Annotated in this window: 24 protein-coding genes and 1 pseudogene; 14 read left to right on the top strand and 11 right to left on the bottom strand. The window is 58.2% G+C overall.

All coding sequences use genetic code 11. The features are described 5' to 3' along the window. From GHO25_RS14050 to GHO25_RS14040, 3 genes are all read right to left on the bottom strand, one after another. On the bottom strand, positions 1-885 hold an 885-nt coding region (locus tag GHO25_RS14050), incomplete at its 3' end, for an SrfA family protein (RefSeq protein WP_256677226.1). Positions 886-1,042: 157 nt separating this feature from the next. Beyond that, positions 1,043-1,471 (bottom strand): VOC family protein, encoded by a 429-nt coding sequence (locus tag GHO25_RS14045; RefSeq protein WP_153350466.1) that lies wholly within the window; start codon positions 1,469-1,471, stop codon positions 1,043-1,045. A 46-nt stretch (positions 1,472-1,517) separates the two neighbouring features. Continuing rightward, complete coding sequence (locus tag GHO25_RS14040) at positions 1,518-1,778, bottom strand: accessory factor UbiK family protein (RefSeq protein WP_153391027.1); 261 nt, start codon at positions 1,776-1,778, stop codon at positions 1,518-1,520. A gap of 417 nt (positions 1,779-2,195) precedes the next feature. Between GHO25_RS14040 and glnK the strand changes: the two genes are divergently transcribed. The 3 genes from glnK to sutA all read left to right on the top strand — a co-directional run bounded on the left by glnK (position 2,196) and on the right by sutA (position 4,690). Next, positions 2,196-2,534: a P-II family nitrogen regulator gene (glnK, locus tag GHO25_RS14035; protein ID WP_002555808.1), complete on the top strand. Its 339-nt coding sequence runs from the start codon at positions 2,196-2,198 to the stop codon at positions 2,532-2,534. Positions 2,535-2,568: 34 nt separating this feature from the next. Beyond that, positions 2,569-3,906, top strand: coding sequence for an ammonium transporter (locus GHO25_RS14030; protein WP_153391026.1), 1,338 nt, complete (start codon positions 2,569-2,571; stop codon positions 3,904-3,906). A gap of 457 nt (positions 3,907-4,363) precedes the next feature. Then, entirely contained in the window at positions 4,364-4,690 is a 327-nt protein-coding gene (sutA, locus tag GHO25_RS14025; protein ID WP_048372553.1) for a transcriptional regulator SutA, read from the top strand. A gap of 178 nt (positions 4,691-4,868) precedes the next feature. Here the strand turns inward: sutA and GHO25_RS14020 are convergent, their stop codons facing one another. Genes GHO25_RS14020 through GHO25_RS13995 form a run of 6 tightly spaced genes read right to left on the bottom strand, consistent with a single transcriptional unit; the run spans position 4,869 to position 9,446 of the window. Continuing rightward, on the bottom strand, positions 4,869-5,573 hold the full coding sequence (locus GHO25_RS14020; RefSeq protein WP_153391025.1) for an HAD family hydrolase: 705 nt from the start codon (positions 5,571-5,573) through the stop codon (positions 4,869-4,871). Further along, positions 5,570-6,466, bottom strand: a complete 897-nt coding sequence (gene xerC / locus GHO25_RS14015; protein ID WP_178110089.1) for a tyrosine recombinase XerC — start codon at positions 6,464-6,466, stop codon at positions 5,570-5,572. Before xerC ends, GHO25_RS14020 begins: the two co-directional genes overlap by 4 nt. Before the next feature lie 2 nt (positions 6,467-6,468). Beyond that, a complete protein-coding gene (locus GHO25_RS14010; protein ID WP_153333503.1) occupies positions 6,469-7,185 on the bottom strand; it encodes a DUF484 family protein in 717 nt (238 codons plus the stop codon). A 13-nt stretch (positions 7,186-7,198) separates the two neighbouring features. Then, positions 7,199-8,029: a diaminopimelate epimerase gene (dapF, locus tag GHO25_RS14005; protein WP_048372559.1), complete on the bottom strand. Its 831-nt coding sequence runs from the start codon at positions 8,027-8,029 to the stop codon at positions 7,199-7,201. A gap of 4 nt (positions 8,030-8,033) precedes the next feature. Beyond that, positions 8,034-9,281, bottom strand: coding sequence for a diaminopimelate decarboxylase (gene lysA, locus GHO25_RS14000; RefSeq protein ID WP_048387188.1), 1,248 nt, complete (start codon positions 9,279-9,281; stop codon positions 8,034-8,036). 9 nt (positions 9,282-9,290) lie between these two features. After that, positions 9,291-9,446, bottom strand: a complete 156-nt coding sequence (locus tag GHO25_RS13995; RefSeq protein ID WP_048372563.1) for a lipoprotein — start codon at positions 9,444-9,446, stop codon at positions 9,291-9,293. Between the two features lie 205 nt (positions 9,447-9,651). Here GHO25_RS13995 and cyaY point away from each other — a divergent pair, with 205 nt between their 5' ends. From cyaY to rnk, 3 genes are all read left to right on the top strand, one after another. Next, on the top strand, positions 9,652-9,984 hold the full coding sequence (cyaY, locus tag GHO25_RS13990; protein ID WP_153391024.1) for an iron donor protein CyaY: 333 nt from the start codon (positions 9,652-9,654) through the stop codon (positions 9,982-9,984). 2 nt (positions 9,985-9,986) lie between these two features. After that, positions 9,987-10,193, top strand: a complete 207-nt coding sequence (locus tag GHO25_RS13985) for a DUF1289 domain-containing protein (RefSeq protein ID WP_082148782.1) — start codon at positions 9,987-9,989, stop codon at positions 10,191-10,193. A 206-nt stretch (positions 10,194-10,399) separates the two neighbouring features. Next, the gene (gene rnk, locus GHO25_RS13980; RefSeq protein WP_048372567.1) at positions 10,400-10,813 is read left to right on the top strand and encodes a nucleoside diphosphate kinase regulator; all 414 of its coding nucleotides are present in this window, start codon (positions 10,400-10,402) and stop codon (positions 10,811-10,813) included. 77 nt (positions 10,814-10,890) lie between these two features. Here rnk and GHO25_RS13975 read toward each other — a convergent pair. Together GHO25_RS13975 and GHO25_RS13970 are read right to left on the bottom strand one after the other, a co-directional pair. Then, positions 10,891-12,165 (bottom strand): annotated as a pseudogene (locus GHO25_RS13975) (class I adenylate cyclase); the annotation flags it as partial. Between the two features lie 188 nt (positions 12,166-12,353). Continuing rightward, entirely contained in the window at positions 12,354-12,623 is a 270-nt protein-coding gene (locus GHO25_RS13970; protein ID WP_048372571.1) for a TIGR02647 family protein, read from the bottom strand. Between the two features lie 310 nt (positions 12,624-12,933). On the opposite strand from GHO25_RS13970, the gene oscA reads away from it, so the two are divergent. From oscA to GHO25_RS13930, 8 genes are all read left to right on the top strand, one after another. Further along, positions 12,934-13,116: a sulfur starvation response protein OscA gene (gene oscA, locus GHO25_RS13965; protein WP_048372573.1), complete on the top strand. Its 183-nt coding sequence runs from the start codon at positions 12,934-12,936 to the stop codon at positions 13,114-13,116. Positions 13,117-13,175: 59 nt separating this feature from the next. Next, entirely contained in the window at positions 13,176-14,189 is a 1,014-nt protein-coding gene (locus tag GHO25_RS13960) for a sulfate ABC transporter substrate-binding protein (protein WP_048372574.1), read from the top strand. A 90-nt stretch (positions 14,190-14,279) separates the two neighbouring features. Further along, on the top strand, positions 14,280-15,101 hold the full coding sequence (gene cysT / locus GHO25_RS13955) for a sulfate ABC transporter permease subunit CysT (protein WP_048372576.1): 822 nt from the start codon (positions 14,280-14,282) through the stop codon (positions 15,099-15,101). 13 nt (positions 15,102-15,114) lie between these two features. Next, the gene (cysW, locus tag GHO25_RS13950; RefSeq protein ID WP_048372579.1) at positions 15,115-15,987 is read left to right on the top strand and encodes a sulfate ABC transporter permease subunit CysW; all 873 of its coding nucleotides are present in this window, start codon (positions 15,115-15,117) and stop codon (positions 15,985-15,987) included. Between the two features lie 3 nt (positions 15,988-15,990). Next, positions 15,991-16,971 carry a sulfate/molybdate ABC transporter ATP-binding protein gene (locus GHO25_RS13945; RefSeq protein WP_153327906.1) on the top strand — a complete coding sequence of 327 codons (981 nt, stop codon included), beginning with the start codon at positions 15,991-15,993 and terminating at the stop codon, positions 16,969-16,971. A gap of 315 nt (positions 16,972-17,286) precedes the next feature. Then, a complete protein-coding gene (locus GHO25_RS13940) occupies positions 17,287-17,919 on the top strand; it encodes a CDP-alcohol phosphatidyltransferase family protein (protein ID WP_048387198.1) in 633 nt (210 codons plus the stop codon). Then, positions 17,906-18,505: a 1-acyl-sn-glycerol-3-phosphate acyltransferase gene (locus GHO25_RS13935; protein ID WP_153327908.1), complete on the top strand. Its 600-nt coding sequence runs from the start codon at positions 17,906-17,908 to the stop codon at positions 18,503-18,505. Before GHO25_RS13940 ends, GHO25_RS13935 begins: the two co-directional genes overlap by 14 nt. Next, entirely contained in the window at positions 18,502-19,446 is a 945-nt protein-coding gene (locus tag GHO25_RS13930) for a phosphatidate cytidylyltransferase (protein WP_153327910.1), read from the top strand. Before GHO25_RS13935 ends, GHO25_RS13930 begins: the two co-directional genes overlap by 4 nt. Positions 19,447-19,476: the final 30 nt, after the last annotated feature.

The raw sequence follows: 19,476 nt of genomic DNA, 5'->3' as shown, positions 1-19,476 counted from the left end.
GTTGGGAGCAGGCGGCGCTGGCGCGTCACCGTTCGGGCTGGGAACCGGTACTGGAGCCGTGTCCGGGCCTGTCTTGGGCAGCGATGCGCCGCCCGTGCCAGTACCCTGGCCTGACAGGCCATTGCCATTCCCCAGGCCGAGTTTGCCCAAGATCGGCTTGAGCACCTGCGGCACTTCAACCTTTGGCCATTGCCACGCGGAGCCCGACGTATCGGGCAACGACGCATTCGGCGTGCAAAAACGTAGCCCGAACAACAGCAAGAGCAGGAGCAACAGCAAGGGCAGCAGCCACCACAACCAGCGCCACCAAGGGCGTTTGACCACCACCGGAGAGCGCGGCGGCGTCACCACAGGCTCGGCAACTGGCGCCAACGGCGCCGCTGCGGGCACCTCGGTGCGCGGGTAGAGGCAATACAACGGGTCTAGAAAGCGATCGGCATTGGGGTGCACGAACCCCCAAAAGGTCAGTACCGGCGTACCGTTGACCAAGTACACAAAGCTTTCATCTGGGAAGGCAATGACACGCGTAAGCAGCTTGGCGAAAACCGCCTTGTCACTGAGGGGCGAACTGGCGCCTTCGCTCAGCAGCGTCGTGCTCTGTTCGGCCAAAAAGGCTTTGAAGGTTTCCAGTTGGGCGCGGGCAGGGGCGCGCTCTGCTTCAGTGGCGCTGCCCCACGGCACGACATCGCCCTGCACATCGCTGTACCAGTCAATGTTGTCGCCCAGCTCATCACTTTGCGGGACGGCCAAATGCATGGCCATGGCAGGATTTTTGCGGCGAATCGCTTCGCGTAGTTGCAGTGCAGCCCGATAGACCGGCTGTCCAGTTTCACCCAGGGCCGTAAAGGCCCCACTTTTGCCACTGCGTAAAAGTGCGCCGCGCATCCTTGCTCCACTCATTGATTCGCGCGGTTAAACCCGGACAAATGCCCGCACCGCCTCCCTGAAAGGTGAGGACAGTAATGTTAAAGTGACATTGGCGTCAAATAGCCATTATTTGATCGCCGTCAAATTGTCGGCGTGGGGCAGGTTTTGGGCGGGTTTAGGCCTCAACAGCCTTGGTTCCCAGATCATCGGCAAAGCGAAGCAGATAGCCGTCGGGGTCGAGTACTAAAAAGTTGCGCTCACCAAACAGCACATCGTTGCTGCGATACCAACGTTCTTCGAGGGGTTTGCGTAGCGTGTGCCCGGCGGCCTGGAGGTTCACGATCAAACCTTGCGCGTCCGGGCATTTGATCGAAAGGTTCATGCCACGCCCAAACGGCGGCTCCAACGGTCCAACACGCCAAGCGGACTCTTCATGGTCATCCTGCTCCAACATCAGTTGGCTGCCATGAAAAGACAGGAAAGCAAAAAGATGCTCCGGCCGTTGATACTCGACGGTAAAGCCCAGCACCTCACAGTAGAAATGCAGACTGCGCGCAAGATCCGCGACGATCAGCTCAGGCACCAGTGCGTTCATTACCACCATAAAACAACATCCTTGTTCTTATTTGAAAACGCACCGCATGCGGGCATTACTCGCTGGGCGGCAGCAACCTGGCTTCCAGCTCGGCCACTTTGGCCTCAAGGCTTTCAAGGCGCGCGCGAGTGCGGGCGAGGACGACCATCTGGCTGTCGAATTCTTCGCGGCTGACCAGGTCCAGTTTGCTAAAGCCACTTTGCAGCAAGGCTTTGAACTGGCTTTCGATTTCGTTGCGCGGCAGCGCGGTGTCACCACTGAACAAACGCGAGGCTTGGCCACTCAGGGCGTCGAGAAAATCTTTGGGCGCGAGCATGGGGTAGGTCCTTAAAACAGATGGCGGTGAGTGTATCACGCAGTGTCAGAGCGGCATTGCCTGCCCGGCCTCGCACATTTATTGGGCATCCCCCCTCCCACCCGCGCACCGTTTGCGTGCACAAAACCTCCGCGAAATCAGGCACAACGCCACCAACTGGCAATAAGCGCCTGAAATTATTGGCTTTTCCAGACATGGCAAGGTTTCTGCTTAGTTGCTCATGACTCATGTACTGATGCAGTTGCTGTGACGATGGTAGTGCGGCAGGTGGTTCAGGGAGTGCTTGCGTCACCAGCGACTGATGCACGTTGCGTGGCCTGAAGAAGGTCAACGAAGCGTTACAAAGCCAGACACTGCGCATAGACTTGAGCCGGGTTTGTTTTCCTGGGGCAAGTCCACCAATTCGGGAGAAGTTTCATGAAGCTAGTCACCGCCATTATCAAGCCGTTCAAATTAGACGACGTACGCGAGTCGCTGTCTGAAATCGGCGTGCAGGGCATTACCGTTACTGAGGTCAAAGGCTTCGGCCGGCAGAAAGGCCACACCGAGCTGTATCGCGGTGCGGAGTATGTGGTCGACTTTCTGCCAAAGGTGAAGATTGATGTCGCTATCGACGACAAAGATCTTGACCGGGTTATCGAGGCGATAACCAAGGCTGCCAACACCGGCAAGATTGGTGATGGCAAGATTTTTGTAGTCAATCTGGAACAGGCTATTCGCATCCGTACCGGCGAAACCGATACCGACGCAATCTAAGCCGCCAAACCCCAACGCCCCAGGAGAAAACACTATGACTCTGCGTAAAATCGCAGGGCTCGGAGCCCTGTTGTCCGCTGTATTGCCTGGCCTGGCCATGGCGGCGGATGAAGTGGCTGCTCCAGTCCTCAACTCCGGCGATACCGCCTGGATGCTGACTGCAACCGCTTTGGTGCTGTTTATGACCATTCCCGGCCTGGCGCTGTTTTACGGCGGCATGGTGCGCTCCAAAAACCTTCTTTCTGTGATGATGCAGTGCTTCGCCATTACCGGTCTGATCAGCATCCTATGGGTCATTTATGGCTACAGCATCGCGTTCGACACCACGGGCATGGAAGCGGGCGTCACCAACTTCAACTCGTTTATCGGCGGCTTCGGCAAAGTGTTCCTGGCGGGCATCACCCCGGCCAGCATCACAGGCCCGGCGGCGTTGTTCCCGGAAGCCGTGTTCGTCACCTTCCAGATGACCTTTGCCATCATCACCCCGGCCCTGATCGTCGGTGCGTTCGCAGAGCGCATGAAGTTCTCGGCCATGCTGATCTTCATGGGCGTGTGGTTCACCCTGGTGTATGCGCCAATCGCCCACATGGTCTGGGGCGGCCCGGGCAGCTTGCTGGGTGACTGGGGTGTGCTCGACTTCGCAGGCGGCACCGTGGTGCACATCAACGCCGGTATTGCAGGCCTGGTTGCGTGCATCGTGCTCGGCAAGCGTAAAGGCTACCCAACCACGCCTATGGCACCGCATAACCTGGGTTACACCCTGGTCGGCGCGGCCATGCTGTGGATCGGCTGGTTCGGCTTCAACGCAGGCTCGGCAGCTGCCGCCAACGGCACCGCCGGTATGGCGATGCTGGTAACCCAAATCGCCACCGCCACTGCCGCACTGGGCTGGATGTTCGCCGAGTGGATTACCCACGGCAAGCCAAGCGCACTGGGCATCGCCTCGGGTGTGGTGGCCGGTCTGGTTGCAATCACCCCGGCTGCAGGCACCGTCGGCCCAATGGGCTCGATCGTGATCGGCCTGGCGGCAGGCGTGATCTGCTTCTTCTGCGCCACCAGCCTCAAGCGCAAGCTGGGCTATGACGACTCGCTGGACGCATTCGGCGTACACGGTATCGGCGGTATCGTCGGCGCCATCCTTACCGGCGTGTTTGCAGCGCCAGCACTGGGTGGCTTCGGCACCGTGACAGACATCGGCACACAAGTATGGATCCAGTTCAAAGGCGTCGCCTTCACTGTGATCTACACCGCGGTGGTGACGTACGTCATCCTCAAAGTGCTGGATGCCGTGATGGGCCTGCGGGTTAACGAAGAAGAAGAGGCTGTTGGCCTCGACCTGGCACAACACAACGAGCGTGGTTACAACCTGTAATCCGCCCTTTAAAAAAATACCCGGCTTGCCGGGTATTTTTTTACCTGAAATCTGGCGCTATTCGCTGCGATGAAATGATTTTTCTGATCACTTTAGGCTCAGATCAGTTCTACGCTTGTTTGTAGGAAGAAGGCTTACGTGACAACTCGACTATTAGCCGCTTTGCTTTTTTATTCAGCGCGCTAGAATGCGCGCCAAGGGGCGAAAAACAGCCCCTGGCAGGACGAAGGCGAGGATAAGCACCCGACGCTTTCAAGGCCCGCAGCTTGGGCTACGGGCAACGTGTTTACCTGAACGAGCAGCGCGAGATCGCGAAACTCGATAAGTTCTCGTCACCTTTAAGGATGAAGAGGCTTGAGCCTCGGTTTGCCCAAGGCTACTTTTTCACCAGCGGCAGTCGACACTGGGTGCAGCTGGTCTATAACTAATCTGCTTTACGCAAGTCATGGGGTAGAACATGAGCGACGATGATCTGGAAAATGATGACCTCGAAGTAGGTGACGATGACGAGACCGAAGACGGTCTGGAAGCGGCAGCCGAAGACGTTGCAGACGACGACGGTGGCGATGATGCGCCGGCCCCTGCGGCCAAAGGCAAATCCAAGGCTGCGGTGTCGGTTGACGACCTGCCCAGCATTGAAGCCAAAAACAAAGAGCGTGATGCTCTGGCTCGCGCCATGGAGGAGTTCCTCTCCCGTGGTGGCAAAGTGCAGGAAGTCGAGGCGAACGTGGTGGCAGATCCACCCAAAAAGCCTGACAACAAGTACGGCAGCCGCCCTATCTAAGGTCAGCTCCCTTGCTTGAAGAAAAAACCCGCCGTCGCTGCGGGTTTTTTTGTGGGTAACACAAGCTGCGATTGTTTGATCCGTAGTCGCTGACGAGGTACGAGGCTGCGATGCGGGCCGCAGGACCGCCGATTGGGGCCGCTGCGCAACCCATCGCAGCCTCGTACCTCGGCAGCGACTACAGAGACTGCGTACGCATCGTTTTAAGTACCGCTGGCAGTTCGCTCAAGCAGCCCACTTCGGCATCCGGGGCTTTGTCGCCTTCCCAGCGTTTGCCGCCAGGGTTGAACCAGATGGCGCGCAAGCCCGCCTGCTGGGCGCCGGCAATGTCATCACCGGGGTGATCGCCCACGTGCACGGTCGCCGCTGGCGAAATATCCCCGCCGCGGCGCAGCGCCTCGTGAAACAACCGGGCGTCCGGCTTGGCAATGCCAATGTCTTCGGCGCACAGCACAAACTTGAAGTGATGCCCCAGCCCGATGCGGCGCACGTCGGCATTGCCATTGGTCACGACGCCCAAGGCGTAGTCCGGGGCCAGGGCCTTCAGCGTGTGCTCAGCATGTTCAAAGAGAACAAGCTTGTGACGCGCTTCAATGAACACCTCAAACGCATCATCTGCCATCGCGGCAGCCTGCGCATAACCCCCACCCTCCAAGGCGTGCAACAACACCCGCCGACGCAACGCGCTGATGCGATGCTTGAGCTGCGGCTCATCAACCAACACACGCTGGCGCAACGCCTGATACCCCGCAACATCCAGCGCGCCCAATTTTGGTGCGTTTTCAGCCAGCCAGGTTTGCAGCACAGTTTCGGCACTGGCAATCACCGGCGCGGTGTCCCACAGGGTGTCGTCGAGGTCGAAGGTAATCAGCTCAATGGTCATTCACTGCCCTTACTGCGTTTGGCCCGTGGGTGGGCGCTGTCGTAAACCGATGCCAGGTGCTGGAAATCCAGATGGGTATAGATCTGCGTGGTTTTAATGTCCGCATGCCCGAGCAATTCCTGCACCGCACGTAAATCCTGAGACGATTCCAGCAAATGGCTGGCAAATGAATGGCGCAGCATGTGCGGGTGCAGGTTCTGCCCCAGCTCGCGCTCGCCAGCGGCTTTAACCCGCAGCTGGATGGCCCGCGGGCCAAGCCGGGTGCCGCGCTGGCTGACGAACACCGCGTCGTCTTGCGGGTTGGCCAGGCCGCGCAAAGGTAGCCAAGCCTGCAACGCTTCCCGGGCCTTTTTGCCCACAGGCAGCACGCGCGTCTTGCTGCCCTTACCGAGCACTTCCACCAGGCCGTCCGCCAAGTCGAGCTGCTCCAGGTTAAGCCCGGTCAGCTCCGACAAGCGCAGCCCGGAGGAATAAAACAGCTCAAGGATGGCTTGGTCACGCAACGCCAAAAAATCATCTTCGACAGCGCCTTCGAGCAGTTGCAGGGCCCGGTCAGTGTCGAGGGTTTTCGGCAGGCGGCGCTCGCCCTTGGGCGGCGACAGGCCGTTGGCCGGGTCGTGATCACACAGCCCTTCGCGGTTGAGGTAGTGATACAGCCCGCGCACCGCCGACAGCAGCCGCGAGATGCTGCGCGAAGACTGGCCTTGCTGATGCAGACGCGCCACCAGTTGGCGCAAGCGCTGGATATCCAGGGCAGGCCAGTCAGGGATGGATTCTTTAACGCAAAACGCCAGCACCTTGTTCAGGTCGCGGCGATAGGCTTCCAGCGTGTGGGGAGACACTTGGCGCTCACTGCGCAGGTGCGTGCAGTAAGCGTCCAGTTGGTGTTCCACCGCTAACGGACCGAGCGCAGGGCGCTGGTGAAGCGCGGCAAGACTCGCCCCAGCACTTCGGCGATATGCCCCAGAAACAGCATGCCCACCGAGCTTTTATAGTGCTGCGGGTCGCGGCTGCCCACGGCCAATACGCCATGCAGGCCCAGATGATTGAGCGCAACCACCGCCGTCGAACCGATTTGCTTGCGCTGTTCTTCGCCGAACAAGAAGTCCAGCTCATGCTCACGCAGGCTACCGCTGACCGCTTTACCCTCGGCCAGCAAACCACCCAGGGCACGTTGTGCATCGGCGCTGTTGACCCAGCGCCCGACCGGCATCGGGTTGTCGCCAAACAGTACCAGGCTGACAAACGGCACCTGGAAATCCTGGCGCAGGCTGTCTTCGACGGCCATCACCAGTTCTTCAAGGCTGGTGGCGTCCATCAGGGCGAGGTTGAGGCGACGGGTTTTTTCGAACAAACGATCGTTGTCGCGGGCCACGTCCATCAGTTGCGATAAACGATGGCGCATCTCGATGTTGCGACCGCGCAACAGTTCCAACTGGCGCTCAACCAGCGAAATGGTGTCACCGCGCTGGTGCGGGATCCGCAACGCCAGCAGCAACTCGTCGCGCTGATTGAAGAAGTCCGGATGAGCCTCCAGGTAGGCCGCAACCGTCGCAGCCTCCAGAGCGTCAGCAGGCAGTTCAAGGTCGGAAGGCTGTGGCTGGTCGGTCATCAGATGCGCTCGCTCATAAACGGACTTGTCCTTCGTACACACGCATCGCCGGGCCGGTCATGATCACGGACTGGCCTGGGCCACCCCATTCAATGGACAAGCGACCTCCGGGCAAATCGAGGGTCACCGGTGAGTCCATCCAGCCCTGGCTGATTGCCGCCACCGCAGCCGCACAGGCGCCGGTACCGCAGGCCTGGGTTTCCCCGGCACCACGCTCCCACACCCGCAGTTGCCCGCGTTGACGATCAATCACGTGCAAAAAGCCCACGTTAACCCGCGCCGGAAAGCGCGGATGGTGTTCAATTTTTGGTCCCAGCTCATGCACCGGCGCGGCGTTGATGTCGTCAACGCGCAACACCGCATGGGGGTTGCCCATCGACACGGCGGCCAACTGCACCGGCTGCCCGTCGACATCCACCTCATAGCTCAACGCTTGGGCGTCGGCCACAAACGGGATCTCGTGCGGAACCAGGCGCGGCGGGCCCATATCGACGCTGATTTGCCCATCGCTGCGCACGTTCAGTTCGATGATGCCGCTTTTGGTTTCGACCTTGATCTGACGCTTGGTGGTCAAACGCTTGTCGAGCACAAAACGGGCGAAACAGCGGGCACCGTTGCCGCACTGTTCAACTTCAGAACCGTCGGAGTTGAAGATCCGGTAACGGAAATCCACCTCCGGGTTGCTCGGTGCCTCAACGATCAATAATTGATCAAAGCCGACACCCGTGTGCCGATCACCCCATTGTTTGGCGTGCTTGGGCAGAATGTGCGCGTGCTGGCTGACCAGGTCAAGAACCATGAAGTCATTGCCCAGGCCGTGCATTTTGGTAAAACGCAGCAACATGGGCTCACTCCGGCAGAAGGCTTTCGCCGGCATACAGCTCAGCAACGGTCTCGCGACGGCGCACTTCAAACGCTTGGTCGCCATCCACCAGAATTTCGGCGGCGCGGCCACGGGTGTTGTAGTTCGAGCTCATGACAAACCCGTAGGCACCTGCCGAATGCACGGCCAGCAAATCACCTTCGGCCAGCGCCAACTGGCGGTCTTTGGCCAGGAAGTCACCGGTTTCGCAGATCGGGCCAACGATGTCGTAAGGGCGGGCTTCAGTGTCACGCGGGCGTACCGCGGTCACGTCCATCCAGGCCTGGTACAACGCCGGACGAATCAGGTCGTTCATGGCCGCGTCGACAATGGCGAAGTCTTTGTGCTCGGTGTGCTTGAGGTACTCGACCTGGGTCAGCAGCACGCCCGCATTGGCCACGATAAAACGGCCCGGCTCGAACACCAGCGCCAGATCACGGCCCTCAATGCGCGAACGCACGGCTTTGATGTAGTCAGCAGCCAATGGCGGCTCTTCATCGCGATAACGCACGCCCAAGCCACCACCAAGGTCGATGTGGCGCAGGTAAATGCCGCAATCGCCCAGACGGTCGATCAGCCCCAGCAGGCGATCAAGCGCATCGATAAACGGTTCGAGGGTGGTCAGTTGCGAGCCGATATGGCAATCGACGCCCACCACTTCGAGGTTAGGCAGTTGCGCGGCGCGGATGTACACGTCTTCGGCGTCGGCGATGGCGATGCCGAACTTGTTTTCTTTGAGGCCGGTGGAGATGTACGGGTGCGTGCCTGCGTCTACGTCCGGGTTGACCCGCAGCGAGATCGGCGCACGAACGCCCAGCTCGGCGGCCACCACTTGCAGGCGCTCCAACTCGTCAGTGGACTCGACGTTAAAGCAGTGCACGCCAACTTCCAGAGCACGACGCATGTCGTCGCGGGTCTTGCCTACGCCTGAAAACACGATTTTGTCTGCCGAGCCGCCAGCGGCCAGCACACGCTCCAGTTCACCGCGCGACACAATGTCAAAACCAGCGCCCAAACGCGCCAGGACATTGAGTACACCCAGGTTGGAGTTGGCCTTGACTGCAAAGCACACCAGATGCGGCATGCCTTGCAAGGCATGGGCATACGCGTTGTATTGCGCCTCGATGTGCGCCCGGGAATAGACATAGGTCGGGGTGCCGAAGCGTTCGGCGATGGCCGTCAGCGCAACACCTTCGGCGAACAGCTCGCCGTCCCGGTAATTAAAAGCGTCCATGGTGTTCCCTTATTGATGCTTGTGCGCTTGAGATTGCGACGATTTGGCTTGGTCATCCGGGTTTTTGCTGTCATCGGGCAGATACAGCGGTCCTTTTTGACCACAGGCAGAAACAAGGCAAGCAACCGCGACAAGCGCAGCAAACGAAGAGATCAGGCGCTTCATGGCGAAATCCTTTGAAAAGCATTAATTGCGACCGAGTATACCGACCACCCACCAGCTTGCCTATGCAGCAGACGGCTCGCGCGGGGGGCACCTGTCCGGATAATCAGGTGTGCTATTGCGGCGGGTTGTCTTAGGGTTTGCAATCGGTCTGGAGCGCCCGTATCTTGCGAACTCCGAGCATGACTAGACACTACGAGGTTCCACCATGAGTTTGAATGAAGCCCGTTTTCACGATCTGGTCGATGCAACCCAGCAACAGCTGGAAGACGTTTTTGACGAGAGTGACCTGGATGTAGATCTGGAGAACTCAGCCGGTGTTCTAACGGTTAAGTTTGAAGGTGGAGCCCAATTGATCTTCAGCCGCCAGGAACCGTTGCGTCAGCTTTGGCTGGCCGCTAAAAGCGGAGGTTTCCACTTTGACTACGATGAGGAATCCTCGCGCTGGGTCTGCGATACGTCTGAGGAACTGCTCAGCGAAATGGTTCAGCGCCTGACCCTGGAGAACACGGGTGCTGACCTGGATTTTGACGAGATCTGATTGTGACTGCGCCTGCTAAACCCGCAAAACCGCTCTACAGCAACGTCAGCCCGGCCGTGCCGTCCCCATGCATCAGCACGTGCCGGCTGGATGAACACAAGGTCTGCCTGGGGTGTTTTCGCCACGTTGAAGACATTCGCGAATGGCGCTCGGCAAGTGATGCACGCCGCCGGGTCATTTGCGAGCAGGCCCGCGAGCGCCGAGGCTGATCGACTGTTGTAGGAGCAGCCGGTCGACGCTCGATTGCCTCGCGATCTTTTAAAAGATCAAAAGATCGCTCCTACAGGCAACCTTGTGTATTTATTTTGCTGTGGTAGTGTCCAAGTTCGCCTCGTCGACACGAGGCTGGTCAAAACCCCGCCATGTCCTGGCGGGGTTTTGCTTTTCCGTGCAGAAAAAAGGAGTCTGCCAGGTCATGAGTACTTCACCCGCCATCACCCTCACACGCCTGGACGTACAACGTCTGGAGAAGCTGATCGACAGTCTGGATGACACGTTACCCGGTGTTGTTGCGTTGCAGGCCGAGCTGGATCGTGCCGAAAACGTCGTCGGCCACGAAGAAGTGCCGGCCAACGTCGTGACCATGAACTCACGCGTGCATTGCCGCGAAGAAAGCAGCGGCAAGGATTACCACCTGACGCTGGTCTACCCAAAAGATGCCAACGCAGACGAAGGCAAAATTTCGATTCTGGCGCCGGTCGGCAGCGCGTTGCTGGGCTTGCAGACGGGTCAGCACATCAACTGGCCGGCACCCGGCGGCAAGACCCTCAAACTTGAATTGCTTGAAGTTAAATACCAGCCAGAAGCCGCAGGCGATTTCGAGCTTTAAACTGTCCCGATACACCAGATCCGCGGTAGCGCTCGGTGTTGCAGCGCTGCCCAAACGCCCTAGACCGTTATAACGGGCAACCTGATCGGGTGTTCATGCCGAGCCAGCTGGCTCAAAAAACGGTAGCTGTCATTCAACTCACGCGACAGCGCCAGGCGCTCACGACTGTCCGGCCCGGTCTTCCATTTCGAACGGTTGTCCAGCTGCGCTAACTGCTGCTCATCCCAGCCCCATTCGTGGGTCAGGCGCTCCAGCAGGGCGCGCTGCCAGGGGGCACCCTGCGCCGGGGCATGGCCGGAGAGCTTGTGATTGACCTTGAGGTACAGGCTGCGGCGCACCAGTTCCAGGCGCTGAGCATCGCCACGGGCCTGCAAGTAGCCCTCAATGCGCCGGTACACCATCACGTACGGATCCAGCTCATCGAGGTCCAGTTGATGGGCGTACACGGCGCGCTTGTAGCCCAGGCTCAGGCAACTTACCCGCGGGTGCTCGCTGGCATACACCTCAATCAACAGCAGTTTGAGCACCGATTTGTAGGGCGACTCGATGCCCTTGAACAACTGCTTCAACCCGGCCCCTAAAAACTCGGTCGCCGGGATGTGCGCCAAATGCCCGAGGTCGATCACCTCATCCGCCGGGATCAGGCGCTGGGCTTCAAGCGCCTGAATGAATTCGCCATAACGGGCTTCTTCATACGCGGGCACCCACCACCACAACGGCGTGCGCCCGCCGAGCCAGATCGCCGTGCGATAAAACTCGTCGAGCAACAACGAATGTTGCGCGTTCACAAAGTCATCCACGTCGCAATGCAGAGCACGCTCGCCCTGGGCGAAACGCTGGGCATCAATCAGAAAAAAGTGCGCTTCACTGCCCTGGCCCGCGGCCCATGTCTCAAGGCGGCGGCATTTTTTGCGCAAGTTGGCCAACGCCTGGTCGTTCAGGCCCGGCGCGTGACAGAGCCACACGTCCATATCGCTCTGGTCGGTCTGCGCCAACGTGCCCAGGCTGCCCATTAGATACAGGCCGTGAATGGCCTGGGGCTGGCCGGGCTGTGGGCGATAGATAAAGTCAGCGGCTAACGCCTGCGCCGCCGTCAGGGTTGGCGCATCCGGGGCATAACCCGAGACACCGGCCGGCGTGCAGTCCGAGACATAGCCGGGCAGCAACGGGTCGTTCACATGAAACAACAGGGCCAACAGATTCAGGATCGTTTGCTGAGCGGGCAACAGGCCTTCCATTGCGCGCTGCAGACGTCCGTTGTTGACCGCCAGAAACCGCTCACGCACCTGATGGAGAACCTGTCGATCGATTCCCTCACTCAGAGCGGGTCTTACTTCCAGGGGGCGCGTCATTGCACACTCAGACCGGCTCGCCAAACGAGAAAGAGGAGGGGAGGTGAGTTTACAGCCAGCAGCACAAAAGACTTAGGGCGATTGTGTTTTTGACGTCAGATTTTTTACATATCTGAACATTAGACGGGAAACAGGGAATGCGCCCGCGGAATCAACAAAGGGGGAGATTCCGTGGGCAATGCGGGATGTCAGGCAATTTCTGCCAGTTTTTCGCCCAGCTTCGACTCTGAGGTAAGGATCAGCAGCAGCCCTTGGACATGCTCGGCGGCATCACGGCCCAGGCTGGTCAGGTAACCACCATCGGGTTGATTGATCAGGTCTTTGTCATACAAACGTTGTGCTGCCGCAATCCGTTGTGGATCGGCGGTCTGATGGATCTTCAGGCCCTCAAGCGTACTTTCCAGGTCAAACAGTGCAAGGACTTCCAGTTCGGCAACCAACTCAGGGGTAAACGACATAAAAACTCCAGACTATGCAGGAAAAGGCGACAACTGCTCTAAGGTGATCCCACTATCACCAACTGTCCAGTGACAGTTCCGACCTTATATAAGCAGCGTGTCGTGCCGGCCCCGCATTGACGCGCTTACGAGGCAATTGGAGTGTAGACCCTGCCCTCGATTACGCGCGCGAATAAAGCCTGCCCTCCGACTACCACGCTTTCAGTTATATAAACATTCTTAAATAGTATTTTTAAGAATAATCGCGCCTCACTACTATGACATCCACGCCAGCACCTCAGTCGGCAACCCATATTTCCAGGAGCACACCATGAGCGCATCTCTGCGTAGCGTTGACGGTCAGGACGAAGCCACCATTCTGCGGGAAATCCAGAGCGCGCTACGGGACCTGCGCTTTGGTGCCGTCGAAATCACCGTGCACAACGCACAAGTGGTTCAGATCGAACGCAAAGAAAAATTCCGGCTACAGAACCCGAGCCAGAAAAGTAATTGAGCCAAACGCACTCATTGGAGTGCGTTCATAACAACTAGAAACGCTTTGGAGCCTCACCTATGTCCCTACGCCGTTACGCTCTGGCCGCGCTGGCCAGTGCCATTTTTGCTGGCTCCGCTGTAGCCAAAGACTACGAATTGCTCAACGTTTCTTACGATCCAACCCGTGAGCTGTACCAGGATTACAACGCTGAGTTCGTTAATTTCTGGAAAGCCAGCCACCCGGGCGACAACGTCAAAATCCAGCAGTCTCACGGTGGCTCGGGCAAACAGGCCCGTGGCGTGATCGACGGCTTGCGCGCCGACGTCGTGACCCTGGCATTGGCCGGCGACATCGATGAAATCTCCAAACTCAACAAAGGCTCGCTGCCAGCCGACTGGCAAACCCGCCTGCCGGACGCCAGCACTCCGTACACCTCGACCATCGTGTTCCTGGTGCGCAAGGGCAACCCTAAAGGCATCAAGGACTGGGACGACCTGGTCAAGAAAGACGTCTCGGTGATTACCCCGAACCCTAAAACCAGTGGCGGCGCGCGCTGGAACTTCCTCGCAGCCTACGCCTACGGCCTGAAAGCCAACGGTGGCGATGAAGCCAAAGCCAATGCCTACGTGCAAGAGCTGTTCAAGCACGTACCGGTGCTGGATACCGGCGCACGCGGCTCGACCATTACCTTCGTCAACAACGGTCAGGGTGACGTGTTGCTGGCCTGGGAAAACGAAGCGTTCCTGGCACTGAAAGAAGACGGCGGTACAGACAAGTTCGAAATCGTCGTGCCTTCCCTGTCGATTCTGGCCGAGCCACCGGTGGCTGTGGTCGACAAAAACGCCGAGAGAAAAGGCAACCTGGAGATCGCCAACGCGTACCTCAAACACCTGTACAGCCCGGCTGGCCAAGAGATCGCAGCCAAGAACTTCTACCGTCCGCGTGACGAAAAAGTAGCGGCCAAATACGCCGAGCAATTTCCGAAACTGGAGCTTGTCACTATCGACAAAGACTTCGGCGGCTGGAAAACTGCGCAGCCGAAATTTTTTAATGACGGTGGCGTGTTCGACCAGATCTACCAGGCGCAATAACCTGTGGGGCGGGGCATTAAGCCACGCTGAAAGCTAGAACATAGAGCCCGCGACCCTGTTGCGGGCTTCGTGCGTTAACCAAGGACTCTTATGTCTCGTCGTATTTCCCCCGTCATACCCGGCTTCGGGCTGACGCTGGGCTACACCTTGGTGTACCTCAGCCTCATCGTGCTTATACCGTTGGCTGCCATGTTTGTGCATGCCGCGCAACTCACCTGGGAGCAGTTTTGGGCCATCATCACCGCGCCGCGGGTGTTGGCAGCGCTCAAGCTCAGTTTTGGCACCGCTTTTTTTGCCGCCTTGATCAACGGCGTCATCGGCACCGTTCTGGCCTGGGTGCTGGTGCGTTACACCTTCCCCGGGCGCAAGATCATCGATGCCATGATCGACCTGCCCTTTGCCCTGCCAACGGCGGTGGCCGGTATTGCACTGACCACGTTGTACGCGCCCCACGGCTGGATTGGCCAGTTCGCCTCGGACCTGGGCTTTAAAATCGCCTACACCCCGCTGGGTATTACCCTGGCCCTGACCTTTGTGACCCTGCCGTTTGTGGTGCGCACCGTGCAGCCGGTGCTGGCAGACATCCCGCGTGAAATCGAAGAAGCCGCCGCCTGCCTGGGCGCCAAGCCCCTGCAAGTGTTCCGCTACATCCTCATGCCGGCCCTGTTGCCCGCCTGGTTGACCGGTTTTGCGCTGGCCTTTGCCCGTGGCATCGGTGAGTACGGCTCGGTCATTTTCATCGCCGGTAACATGCCGATGAAAACCGAGATCCTGCCGCTGCTGATCATGGTCAAGCTCGACCAGTACGACTACACCGGCGCCACCGCCATCGGCGTGATGATGCTGGTGGTTTCCTTCGTGTTGCTGCTGCTGATCAACTTGATCCAGCGCCGCATCGAAACCCCATCCTGAAGGAGGCCAGCGTATGTCCAGTTCGTCCATAAACGCGGCCTCCGCCGCCAACGCTGCACGCCGTGGCAGCGCGCTTTCACGCCGGCTGCTGATCGCACTTGGCTGGTTGTTCTTTATCGGCTTCTTGCTGTTGCCACTGCTGATCGTAGTGTCCCAGGGCCTGAAGCTGGGCTTCGGTGCGTTCTTCGATGCGATCCTTGAGCCCGACGCCTTGTCGGCCCTCAAGCTGACCATCATCGCCGTCGTCATTTCGGTGCCGCTCAACGTGGTGTTTGGCGTGAGTGCGGCCTGGTGCGTAAGCAAATACAGCTTTCGCGGCAAAAGTATCCTGGTCACCCTGATCGACCTGCCGTTTTCGGTATCACCGGTGATCGCCGGTCTGGTCTACGTGCTGATGTTCGGCGCGCAGGGTTTCTTCGGCGAGTGGCTGCAAGACCACGACATTCAGATCATCTTTGCGTTACCGGGCATCGTGCTGGCAACCATCTTTGTGACGGTGCCCTTCGTGGCCCGTGAGTTGATCCCGCTGATGCAAGAGCAGGGCACTCAGGAAGAAGAAGCCGCACGCTTGCTGGGCGCCAATGGCTGGCAGATGTTCTGGCACGTCACTGTGCCCAACATCAAATGGGGCCTGATCTACGGCGTTGTACTGTGTACGGCGCGGGCGATGGGCGAATTTGGCGCGGTGTCGGTGGTTTCCGGGCACATTCGCGGGGTGACCAACACCCTGCCGCTGCACGTCGAGATCCTCTACAACGAATACAACCACGTCGCCGCCTTCGCTGTGGCCACCCTGTTGCTGATCCTGGCGCTCTTCATCCTGCTGCTCAAGCAGTGGAGCGAATCCCGTATTAACCGCCTGCGCGCCAGCGCCGCGGAGGAATAAACCATGTCGATCGAAGTCCGTAACGTCAGCAAGAATTTCAACGCCTTCAAAGCGCTGGACAGCATCAATCTGGACATCCACAGCGGCGAGCTGGTGGCATTGCTGGGCCCGTCGGGCTGCGGCAAAACCACCCTGTTGCGCATCATCGCGGGGCTTGAAACCCCGGACCAGGGCAGCATCGTCTTCCACGGCGAAGACGTCTCGGGCCATGACGTGCGTGATCGCAACGTCGGTTTCGTGTTCCAGCATTACGCGCTGTTCCGCCACATGACGGTATTCGACAACGTGGCCTTCGGCCTGCGCATGAAGCCCAAAGGCGAGCGCCCGAACGAAACCCGCATCGCTGAAAAAGTCCACGAGTTGCTGAACATGGTGCAGCTGGACTGGCTCTCTGACCGCTACCCGGAGCAACTGTCGGGTGGTCAGCGCCAGCGTATCGCCCTGGCCCGCGCTCTGGCGGTAGAGCCTAAAGTGCTGCTGCTCGACGAACCGTTCGGCGCCCTCGACGCCAAGGTCCGTAAAGAACTGCGCCGCTGGCTTGCGCGCCTGCACGAAGACATCAACCTGACCTCGGTGTTCGTGACCCACGACCAGGAAGAAGCGATGGAAGTCGCGGACCGCATCGTGGTCATGAACAAAGGCGTGATCGAACAAATCGGCTCACCGGGTGACGTCTACGAAAACCCGGCCAGCGACTTTGTTTATCACTTCCTGGGCGATTCCAATCGCCTGCATTTGGGCGAGGACAACCACGTCCTGTTCCGTCCGCACGAAGTGTCGTTGTCGCGTCACGAACTCGAAGACCACCACGCCGCCCAGGTACGCGACATCCGCCCGCTGGGTGCGACCACCCGGGTGACGTTGAAGGTTGAGGGGCAAAGCGAGCTGATCGAAGTGGAAGTGGTCAAAGACCATGACAGCCTGAACGAACTGGCCCGCGGCGAGACGTTGTTCTTCAAGCCGAAGGTGTGGCAGAAGGCTTAAAAACACCCTCACCCGCAGAGGGATGGGTATCAGCACATCTTTTGATGGCTGACAAAACCCTATAGGTAGGAGCGAGCTTGTCTCGCGATCTTTTGCTGTTAAAGATCAAAAGATCGCGAGGCAAGCTCGCTCCTACAAATATTAGGTGCACACAAAAAACCGCACCTGCGGCACCCCGACTTAGCAGTCATCGCGTTAAGGCCTACAAAACTCTCGGCTTCATCCTTCGCAAGCTACCCATCTGCTCCGACATAAATATCGTTTTTACGCACCTAGAGTCCGACTTATCTCCCACGACAAGTTGCAAGGACTCGCATGACTGAAAACCGAAGGCCCATCAAGGCCCGCTCTGCGGGCTGGGCAACAGGCATCACTGATGCCCTGCTTAAAAAAGATATTTCCCCCAATCAGATCTCCATGGCCAGTGTGGTCTTTGCACTGTCAGGTGTCGCTGCGCTGATACTGGACAGCGGCGTCGTTGGATCGATCATCTGTGCCCTCTCTATTCAATTGCGTCTGCTGTGCAATCTTTTGGACGGGATGGTGGCAATCGAGGGTGGGAAACAATCGCGCCTCGGAAGTCTCTACAACGAATTTCCGGACCGGATTGCCGATAGCGTGCTCATCGTCGGTGTTGGCTATGCCATCGGCTATTCGGACCTTGGCTGGTGTGGTGCATTGGCTGCTGCGCTCACCGCGTATGTCCGGGTTTTTGGCGGGTCGATTGGCCTCAAGCAGTGTTTTGCCGGGCCAATGGCCAAACAACACCGCATGGCCCTGATGACCGTAGCCCTCCTGATCAATGCCGCGGAAACAGCCGCTTTCGGCACACACAAGGCGCTATTGGTCGCTCTGGTCGTCATTGTTATCGGCTCGCTGATCACCTGCGGGACGCGAACCCTCGCAATCGCCAGACAGCTAAAGGAAAACGACCATGTGGATCAGTAACGCACTGACGTCTGTTCTACGTGTCCTGATCGGTGTCACCGCCCGCTGGGAGAGCCCTCCAGACCTCACTCGCCAGCGCATCTACTTTGCCAATCACACCAGCCATATGGACACGCTGGCCATCATTGCCGCTTTACCCGCCGATGCTCGTGTAAACGTAAGGCCGGTGGCCGCCGCCGACTACTGGGGCAAAAATGCGTTTCTCTCGTACATCTCACAAAAAGGGCTGAATGCAGTTCTGATTGATCGAACATCCGGCGCGGATAAAAACCTTCTTGAACCCATCTTTGACGTGTTGAAAGCGGGGCACTCCATCATTTTTTTCCCGGAAGGGACTCGCTCCTGTCAGGCGCTGCCTGGCGAGTTCAAATCGGGCCTGTTCCGGTTGAGCGAAACCTTTCCTGATGTCGATCTGGTACCTGTCTATTTGGAAAATTTTCATCGCTCCATGCCCAAAGGCAAGCATTTCCCGCTGCCCATTATCTGCACAATCCGGATCGGCAATCCGCTGCAAAAAATGATTGGTGAAGAAAAACCGTTATTCCTGGAGCGAGCGCGTGACGCCATTGTGAGGTTGTCGCAATGATGCTTGAAACGAAGTTTTTGTGGTTCTTTGCGGGGCTGGTCGGTCTATTGGCCAGCGCCTCGTTGATCGGTCATGTATTGGCCAGCAGAACCAAAACTGACAATGCCATGGCAACGGTTGAAAACCTCAATCAGCGCGTCAATGCCTGGTGGGGCATGGTGATCGTCTTCTTTATGTCTTACCTGCTGGGCGGTAATGCGACGGTCATTCTCTTCGGTTTCATTTCACTGTTTGCTCTACGTGAGTTCATTACCTTGGCGCCCACAAAGCGGGGAGACCATAACGCACTGTTTATCGCCTTTTTTGTCCTTATCCCACTGCAATATGCACTGATCGCTTGCCAGTGGTACTCAATGTTTACGCTGTTGGTTCCGGTCTATGCGTTTCTGCTGTTGCCAGCCATTGCCGTGTTGAGCCAGGACACTGAGTGCTTTTTGGAGCGCACGGCAAAAATTCAGTGGGGTGTGATGATTTGTATTTTTTGCATCAGTCACGCTCCCGCCCTGTTAATGCTGGATCTGGAAGGCTTTAAGGGACAGAACGCGCTGCTGCTGTTCTATCTGATGTTCGTGGTGCAGTTAAGTGATGTCCTGCAATACGTGTTTGGCAAACTCTTCGGCAAGCACAAAGTAGCACCGCTGGTAAGCCCCTCAAAAACCGTGGAAGGTCTCGTAGGAGGAGGCTTGGCAGCGACGTTGATTGGCGGATGCATGTTTTGGATGACACCCTTCAGTTTCTGGCAATCACTGATGATGGCTTTTGTGATCGTGGTGATGGGTTTCGTGGGCGGGCTGGTGATGTCAGCCATCAAGCGAAGCTTAAGTGCCAAGGACTGGGGCACCATGATCAAAGGGCACGGCGGCATGCTCGACAGGATGGATTCAGTCTGCTTCGCAGCACCGATCTTCTTTCACCTGACACGCTACTTTTTCTCGGTATAGCGCAAGCCCTGTGGCGGCAGGCATACGCTG

Source organism: Pseudomonas sp. FSL R10-1350 (assembly GCF_009600525.1).
GTDB lineage: Bacteria > Pseudomonadota > Gammaproteobacteria > Pseudomonadales > Pseudomonadaceae > Aquipseudomonas > Aquipseudomonas helleri.
This window is presented reverse-complemented; position numbering and strand designations above follow the sequence as displayed.

Excerpts from the sequence above, each read along its gene's own strand:
- GHO25_RS13970 (WP_048372571.1), bottom strand. The coding sequence starts at position 12,623 with ATGTCGTTTACCCCTGAGTTGGTTGCCGAACTGGAAGTCCTTGCACTG.
- cyaY (WP_153391024.1), top strand. The coding sequence starts at position 9,652 with ATGAGTTTGAATGAAGCCCGTTTTCACGATCTGGTCGATGCAACCCAG.
- rnk (WP_048372567.1), top strand. The coding sequence starts at position 10,400 with ATGAGTACTTCACCCGCCATCACCCTCACACGCCTGGACGTACAACGT.
- GHO25_RS14040 (WP_153391027.1), bottom strand. The coding sequence starts at position 1,778 with ATGCTCGCGCCCAAAGATTTTCTCGACGCCCTGAGTGGCCAAGCCTCG.
- sutA (WP_048372553.1), top strand. The coding sequence starts at position 4,364 with ATGAGCGACGATGATCTGGAAAATGATGACCTCGAAGTAGGTGACGAT.
- GHO25_RS14045 (WP_153350466.1), bottom strand. The coding sequence starts at position 1,471 with ATGGTGGTAATGAACGCACTGGTGCCTGAGCTGATCGTCGCGGATCTT.
- lysA (WP_048387188.1), bottom strand. The coding sequence starts at position 9,281 with ATGGACGCTTTTAATTACCGGGACGGCGAGCTGTTCGCCGAAGGTGTT.
- GHO25_RS14030 (WP_153391026.1), top strand. The coding sequence starts at position 2,569 with ATGACTCTGCGTAAAATCGCAGGGCTCGGAGCCCTGTTGTCCGCTGTA.
- GHO25_RS13995 (WP_048372563.1), bottom strand. The coding sequence starts at position 9,446 with ATGAAGCGCCTGATCTCTTCGTTTGCTGCGCTTGTCGCGGTTGCTTGC.
- cysT (WP_048372576.1), top strand. The coding sequence starts at position 14,280 with ATGTCTCGTCGTATTTCCCCCGTCATACCCGGCTTCGGGCTGACGCTG.
- GHO25_RS13945 (WP_153327906.1), top strand. The coding sequence starts at position 15,991 with ATGTCGATCGAAGTCCGTAACGTCAGCAAGAATTTCAACGCCTTCAAA.
- glnK (WP_002555808.1), top strand. The coding sequence starts at position 2,196 with ATGAAGCTAGTCACCGCCATTATCAAGCCGTTCAAATTAGACGACGTA.
- GHO25_RS13935 (WP_153327908.1), top strand. The coding sequence starts at position 17,906 with ATGTGGATCAGTAACGCACTGACGTCTGTTCTACGTGTCCTGATCGGT.
- cysW (WP_048372579.1), top strand. The coding sequence starts at position 15,115 with ATGTCCAGTTCGTCCATAAACGCGGCCTCCGCCGCCAACGCTGCACGC.
- GHO25_RS13940 (WP_048387198.1), top strand. The coding sequence starts at position 17,287 with ATGACTGAAAACCGAAGGCCCATCAAGGCCCGCTCTGCGGGCTGGGCA.
- GHO25_RS13930 (WP_153327910.1), top strand. The coding sequence starts at position 18,502 with ATGATGCTTGAAACGAAGTTTTTGTGGTTCTTTGCGGGGCTGGTCGGT.
- GHO25_RS13960 (WP_048372574.1), top strand. The coding sequence starts at position 13,176 with ATGTCCCTACGCCGTTACGCTCTGGCCGCGCTGGCCAGTGCCATTTTT.
- GHO25_RS14010 (WP_153333503.1), bottom strand. The coding sequence starts at position 7,185 with ATGACCGACCAGCCACAGCCTTCCGACCTTGAACTGCCTGCTGACGCT.
- GHO25_RS14020 (WP_153391025.1), bottom strand. The coding sequence starts at position 5,573 with ATGACCATTGAGCTGATTACCTTCGACCTCGACGACACCCTGTGGGAC.
- dapF (WP_048372559.1), bottom strand. The coding sequence starts at position 8,029 with ATGTTGCTGCGTTTTACCAAAATGCACGGCCTGGGCAATGACTTCATG.
- oscA (WP_048372573.1), top strand. The coding sequence starts at position 12,934 with ATGAGCGCATCTCTGCGTAGCGTTGACGGTCAGGACGAAGCCACCATT.